General features: G+C 44.6%; 6 protein-coding genes. 3 read left to right on the forward strand and 3 right to left on the reverse strand.

Features of this window, described 5'->3' with window-relative positions; genetic code table 11:
* Positions 1-42: 42 nt before the first annotated feature.
* The 3 genes from IQ229_RS10140 to surE form a co-directional block, all read right to left on the reverse strand.
* Positions 43-1,107, reverse strand: a complete 1,065-nt coding sequence (locus tag IQ229_RS10140; protein WP_194043350.1) for a bifunctional riboflavin kinase/FAD synthetase — start codon at positions 1,105-1,107, stop codon at positions 43-45.
* 398 nt (positions 1,108-1,505) lie between these two features.
* Positions 1,506-2,402, reverse strand: coding sequence for an MBL fold metallo-hydrolase (locus IQ229_RS10145; protein ID WP_194043352.1), 897 nt, complete (start codon positions 2,400-2,402; stop codon positions 1,506-1,508).
* A gap of 278 nt (positions 2,403-2,680) precedes the next feature.
* Positions 2,681-3,487 (reverse strand): 5'/3'-nucleotidase SurE, encoded by an 807-nt coding sequence (gene surE / locus IQ229_RS10150; protein ID WP_194043354.1) that lies wholly within the window; start codon positions 3,485-3,487, stop codon positions 2,681-2,683.
* Positions 3,488-3,961: 474 nt separating this feature from the next.
* Between surE and pheS the strand changes: the two genes are divergently transcribed.
* The 3 genes from pheS to IQ229_RS10165 all read left to right on the forward strand — a co-directional run.
* Positions 3,962-4,954: a phenylalanine--tRNA ligase subunit alpha gene (pheS, locus tag IQ229_RS10155; RefSeq protein ID WP_012407694.1), complete on the forward strand. Its 993-nt coding sequence runs from the start codon at positions 3,962-3,964 to the stop codon at positions 4,952-4,954.
* 45 nt (positions 4,955-4,999) lie between these two features.
* A complete protein-coding gene (locus IQ229_RS10160; protein WP_194043356.1) occupies positions 5,000-5,215 on the forward strand; it encodes a hypothetical protein in 216 nt (71 codons plus the stop codon).
* A gap of 343 nt (positions 5,216-5,558) precedes the next feature.
* Positions 5,559-5,840: Uma2 family endonuclease (locus tag IQ229_RS10165; protein WP_194043358.1), on the forward strand; the 282-nt coding region annotated here is incomplete at its 3' end.

Consider the following 5,840-nt stretch of genomic DNA (forward strand, 5'->3'; position numbering starts at 1 on the left):
ATGCCCAATGCCCCATGCCCAATGCCCTATCTATTGTTCCCACTAAGCACTCAAAACTTCTCTAGCGACAACGCAGTCAAGTTGAATTTGGGTTTTCAGGGCTTCGAGAGAAGGAAATTTCTGTTCGGGGCGCAAAAATTTAACTAGCTGCACAACCAGTTTTTTGCCATACAAATCACCTGACCAATCGAATAAATGTACTTCCGCAGATGAATAAGTACCGTTTACAGTTGGACGATTACCGATATTCATGACGCCCAAGTTCTCACCAAGAGCAGTATCAGATGTTTCATCAAGAGTGAAAACGCGGACAGCGTAGACTCCTTGGCGGGGTAAAAACTTTTCTTTTGGTAGTTGGAGGTTAGCGGTGGGAAAGCCTATTGTTCTGCCCAATTGTTGACCTTGGACGACATCACCAATGAGGGAGTAGAGGCGTCCTAGTAGTAGATTTGCGTTTTCGATGTCTCCCTGCTCAAGGGTTTGGCGGATCAATGAAGTGCTAATGCGGGCATCCTGAGTTGGAGTAGTACTGACGCAACTACTTTGGGTGGGCGAGTCACCTGTATAAGTTTGTAAGGGAACGATGGTAACGGGAATATTGTGCTTGGCGGCGAGTAATTGCAAATCTTGAGCAGTACCACTGCGCTTTTCGCCAAAACAAAAATCCTGCCCGATGCTAATTCGTTGGCATCGCAGTTGTTGCACGAGAATTTTTTCGACAAATTCTTCGGGGGTCAACGCAGACAATTCTTTGTCAAAGGGTAGTAGTACCAGTTGTTCTACTCCAAGCGATCGCAATTGTTGGACTTTTTCATCCAGTGGCGTTAACAAAGTCCGGGGTTGCCCCGTAAAGAACTCCTGTGGATGGGGGTCAAAGGTGACAACTGTTGAATAGGTATATTCTTGATTTGTCAGTTGATTTTCCTTTGAGTGCGGACTACTAGCTACTGACAAGTGACCACCAGCGTGCAAGACTGGTTGAATTACCCTTTGATGACCAAGATGAACACCATCAAACTTGCCAAGGGCAACAGCAGTCGGCGTTAGTAGTCCTTCGCTCGAAAAAGCAACCCGCACAGAACACCCATTTTTAGACAAATTTAGCACGTGGATTCTGAGATTTTAGGTTTATTTTAGCTCTCAGCAGGAAGCTACCTTATAGTAAACCGCCTTGAGGAGTACAGGTTTTCTAGTACCAATTTGTCATTTGTCCTTTGTCATTTGTTCTCTCTTACAAAATTTCTACTCTTAAGCAAGCTAGTAAGAGCGTCTCGTAGAGAAGCCAGACGCTCTCTACAAGACGATGTGCGTAGCTAGCTTACTTTCCCCCAGGGGTATGCGGACTCGACGAATCGCTCCTCTATCGCCGGAAGTCGGCGCACCCTGCGGGATCTTGCTACAGATTTTGTGCTTTGTCCAATGACTAATGACCAATGACCAATGACTGCTGAAAGCCTCTGATCACCAATCTAATCTAAAATCTCCAATTCCTCCGATCGCAATCTTTAAGTAGAAAACTTGCTAACAGGAAAAGATTCTGATAAGGCAACTGAAGTGGGAATCTGAAGTACTAATCCTTCCCGTGCCATGATAGCACCAGGAAATTTCGCAGCTGCTTCTTTCCCGACACGATCCAAAAAGTCGTCATCGTGCGCCGGATCGTGGTGGTAAATCACCAGAGTTTTGACGTTAGCGGCTTGTGCCACTTTTACAGCTTCTTGCCAAGTAGAATGTCCCCAGCCAATTTTCGGGGATTTTGGCGAGTGGTATTCCTCGTCTGTGTAGGTAGAATCGTAAACCAGAATGTCAGCATTCCGAGCTAGCCACAGCACATTCTCATCGAGTCGATCGGGAAAATGTTCGGTATCAGTAATGTAAGTAGCAGCACCACCACGCCAGTTGACGCGGTATCCCACAGCTTCACCTGGATGGTTTAAAGGTGCTGTTTCTACGGTAAGGTCATCGATATGGATTGGTTGCCCCGGTCGAATGTCGTAGAAATTTAAATTGGCTTGCATAATTTGCAAGGGTACGGGAAAGTTCGGGTGCAACATTTGATCGTTGAGGCGCTGTTCTATGGTAGAACCATCAGGTGCGATCGCGCCGTAAATATGAAAGTCATTCCCCTTTACAAACCCTGGAGTAAAGAAGGGAAAACCTTGCATGTGATCCCAATGAGAGTGGGTAAAAAATATGTGAGCTTCTAACGGCATTTGGCGCAAGAGAGATTGCCCCAAAACATGTAGTCCCGTGCCAGCATCGAAAACTAAGCGTTTATCGCCCGCTTGCATTGATATGCAAGGGGTATTACCGCCGTAACGAACAGTGTGTGGCCCTGGGCTGGGGATGCTGCCGCGAACGCCCCAAAATTGTACGGTAAATTGATTCTCTATCCTAGACATGGGTGTTGCTTGCTGGACTGAGCGGGCGATAAATGAAAAAATTGTTACTGATTTTGTCTAAAGTTTATGCTGTCTCACCGATTTTGCTAGAGGGAGAATTTCTTGGTAAAACAGCATATCCTGTTTCTGGCTGATTGTGTAAATGTGAATGAAATACGTCAGTGAGAATCATCCCAGGTTTTGGGCTGAATGTGTATCGGTTATTTCAAGAGTGCCCCTACGTTATAGCCTACTTTTTCCGTGATGTATTTGAATAACCACATTTTTTCCCTGATAAATCAAATGATTCCAGGAAAATTTAATTCCCACTCCGATAATTTCTCTAATCCAGTTGCGTAAGTAAGATTGTATTGTAACGGAGTAATACTGATGTAGTTTTTACGTACAACTTCTACGTCTGTCGGTACATTTTGAGGCAGATTTAAGCCGCTAGGGGGTTCCACATCCTCAATTACCTCTCCGGTTAACCAGTAGTACGTTTTTCCACGAGGATCAACTCGTTTATTAAACACATCAGTGTAATGCCGTAGACCTTGACGAGTGAGAGCAACTCCGGCAATTTCTTCCCATTTGACCGCAGGAACATTGACGTTGAGCAACATTAAATCTGGCAGCGGTTTTTGGGCTAACTGGTCTACGAGAACTGTGGCAAACTTAGCAGCAGCGTGAAAGTCTTTAGATGTGTGACTCATCAGACTCAGCGCTACACTGGGAATGCCTTCAATTAAACCTTCCATTGCCGCAGAAACAGTGCCGGAATACAAGATTTCAGTTCCCAAATTCGCACCTTGATTAATACCAGAGAGAACTAAATCCGGGGGAGTCTCTAGCAAAGCCCACAGCGCCAATTTGACGCAATCTGAAGGCGTACCATCGCAAGCCCAAGCTTTGATAGCGGGATGAAAAATCCCTTCAACAATTTCGGCGCGAATAGGTTGGTGTAAAGTTAAGCCGTGTCCAGTTGCCGATCGCTCTCGATCTGGACAAACTACACTCACATCATGACCAGCCTCTGCCAAATAGTTGGCTAGGGTACGAATCCCCAAAGCAGAAATGCCGTCATCGTTACTAATTAGTAATTTCATAGTCATTAGTCATTGGTCATTAGTCACTTGTACTGAGTTTCGACTGCGCGGTAATCGAGCGAAGTCGAGATTCAACTACCGCGTTCGCGTAGCGTCTCGTAGAGAAGCCGTTGGCGCAGCCTCTCGTAGAGAAGTATTAGTCATTGATCATTAGTTATTAGTTATTTGTTATTAGCGGTTTGTCAATGTCTGAGGTCACAAGCAGCAAAAAAACATTTATACTCACTAGACAGTGTGGTGGAACTTTGCTTACCTTTAAGACAAGTTGATCAATCCCCAAGTCTAGTTAAGTGAGATGTTAGCTGGATTTACGCGTCCGCTGTACTAGCGCAATCATCTCTAACTGATAAACAGAGGTTTGGTTTCAACCCTCACCTTTAGCGGATGTTAATGGTGTGGCTGTAAGTTTATTTATCGACCGCTTCACAGCTTTTGAATATAGACTAATGACTAATGACCAATGACTAATAACTAATGACTAGCAATTTAGAAGCTCAACTTTTAGCACTGCGGCAGGAAGGAGAAAAAGCGATCGCAGCCGCCGACACCTTAGAACGTCTGGAGGAACTCAGAGTTAACTATCTGGGTAAAAAAGGGGAACTGGGGGCACTGTTGCGAAGTATGGGGCAGATGAGCGCAGAGGAACGACCAAAAATTGGAGCGATCGCCAATACAGTCAAAGAATCCTTGCAAACTAGTCTAGACCAGCAACGCGTCGCCCTGGAAGCCGCACAAATTCAGGTACAGCTAGAGGCGGAAACTCTGGATGTTACTATGCCGGGAATTTACAGCCCCCAAGGTCGCATTCATCCCCTCAATGGCATTATTGACCGGGCACTGGATATCTTTGTTGGTATGGGCTATACCGTGGCTCAAGGGCCAGAGATGGAAACAGATTACTATAATTTCGAGGCTCTTAATACCCCGCCTGACCACCCCGCCCGTGATATGCAGGATACCTTCTACCTGCCAGATGGCAATCTTCTCCGCACTCATACCTCATCAGTGCAAATTCGTTACATGGAAAGAGAAGAACCACCGATTCGGGTTGTGGCTCCAGGGCGAGTTTATCGGCGAGATAATGTAGACGCGACTCACTCAGCTGTTTTCCATCAAATAGAACTTTTAGCCATTGATGAGGGACTAACTTTTACAGACCTCAAAGGCACAATTAAAGTATTTTTACAAGCAATATTTGGCGATTTACCTATTCGCTTCCGCGCCAGTTATTTCCCGTTTACTGAACCTTCGGCTGAAGTGGATTTGCAGTGGAATGGTCGCTGGCTGGAGGTGATGGGCTGCGGTATGGTCGATCCCAATGTACTTAAGTCTGTGGGTTATGACCCAGAAGTTTATACAGGGTTTGCTGCCGGATTTGGTGTAGAACGCTTTGCAATGGTGTTACATCAAATCGATGATATTCGTCGGTTGTATGCTAGCGATTTGCGGTTTTTGCAGCAATTTTAGGACTTATGTAATGTTTATGTACTGCAAGCAAGGTAACAATAAATAATGACCTCAATTTCCAGGTTAGATCGAGTTCTAGAAAGTATTGAAGACTTATCAGTAGATGAACAAGAAACACTAATTGATCTGATAAGTCATCGGTTGGCAGAACGGCGGCGTTCTGAAATTGCTGCTCATATCGCTCAAGCACAAGTAGAATACCAGTCGGGAAAAGTGTTCCGTGGTACAGTTACTCAAATAATGGATGAGTTACGCAAGTGATAACTGTAGTTTTGGCATCATTGTTTTAACGAGCATTTAAGCAATTGGTACGACGACAGCCAGAATTACAAGAGCGGATTGGAGAGCGGTTAGCACTACTAACCGTCGATCCATTTGATCCATTGTTCAGACTCATAAACTTAAAGGCAAACTGTCTGGAGCTTGGGCGTGTTCAGTGGACTATGATTGTCGCATTGTCTTTAACTTCGTGCAAAATATAGAATCTGGGGAAGAAGAAATTTTGCTAATTGATATCGGCACTAATGATGAAGTGTACTGAATAATAGGTGCTGTTTTAGTATTTTCCTACTGACTAATTTTGGATTTAGGATTGAATAATTCAATGACTGCAATCACTGGCAAACATTTAAGGCTTGAGGAATATTTGAATTATGATGATGGCACGGATAACCAGTATGAACTGGTGGCAGGTGAGTTAGTTGCCATGCCACCCGAAAGCCCAAAAAATGTCCAGATATCTCTATTTTTGCTGGTAAATTTCCTCAAGTTTGTTCCAGTTAATCGGTTAAGTAACAAAGTTGAAATTGTTGTTGCTGGTTCTCGTGCGACAACTCGCATTCCTGACTTAGTTGTGCTGACGGATGAACTTGCAACAGCCTTAGAA

It is taken from the genome of Nostoc cf. edaphicum LEGE 07299 (assembly GCF_015207245.1).
GTDB lineage: Bacteria > Cyanobacteriota > Cyanobacteriia > Cyanobacteriales > Nostocaceae > Nostoc > Nostoc edaphicum_B.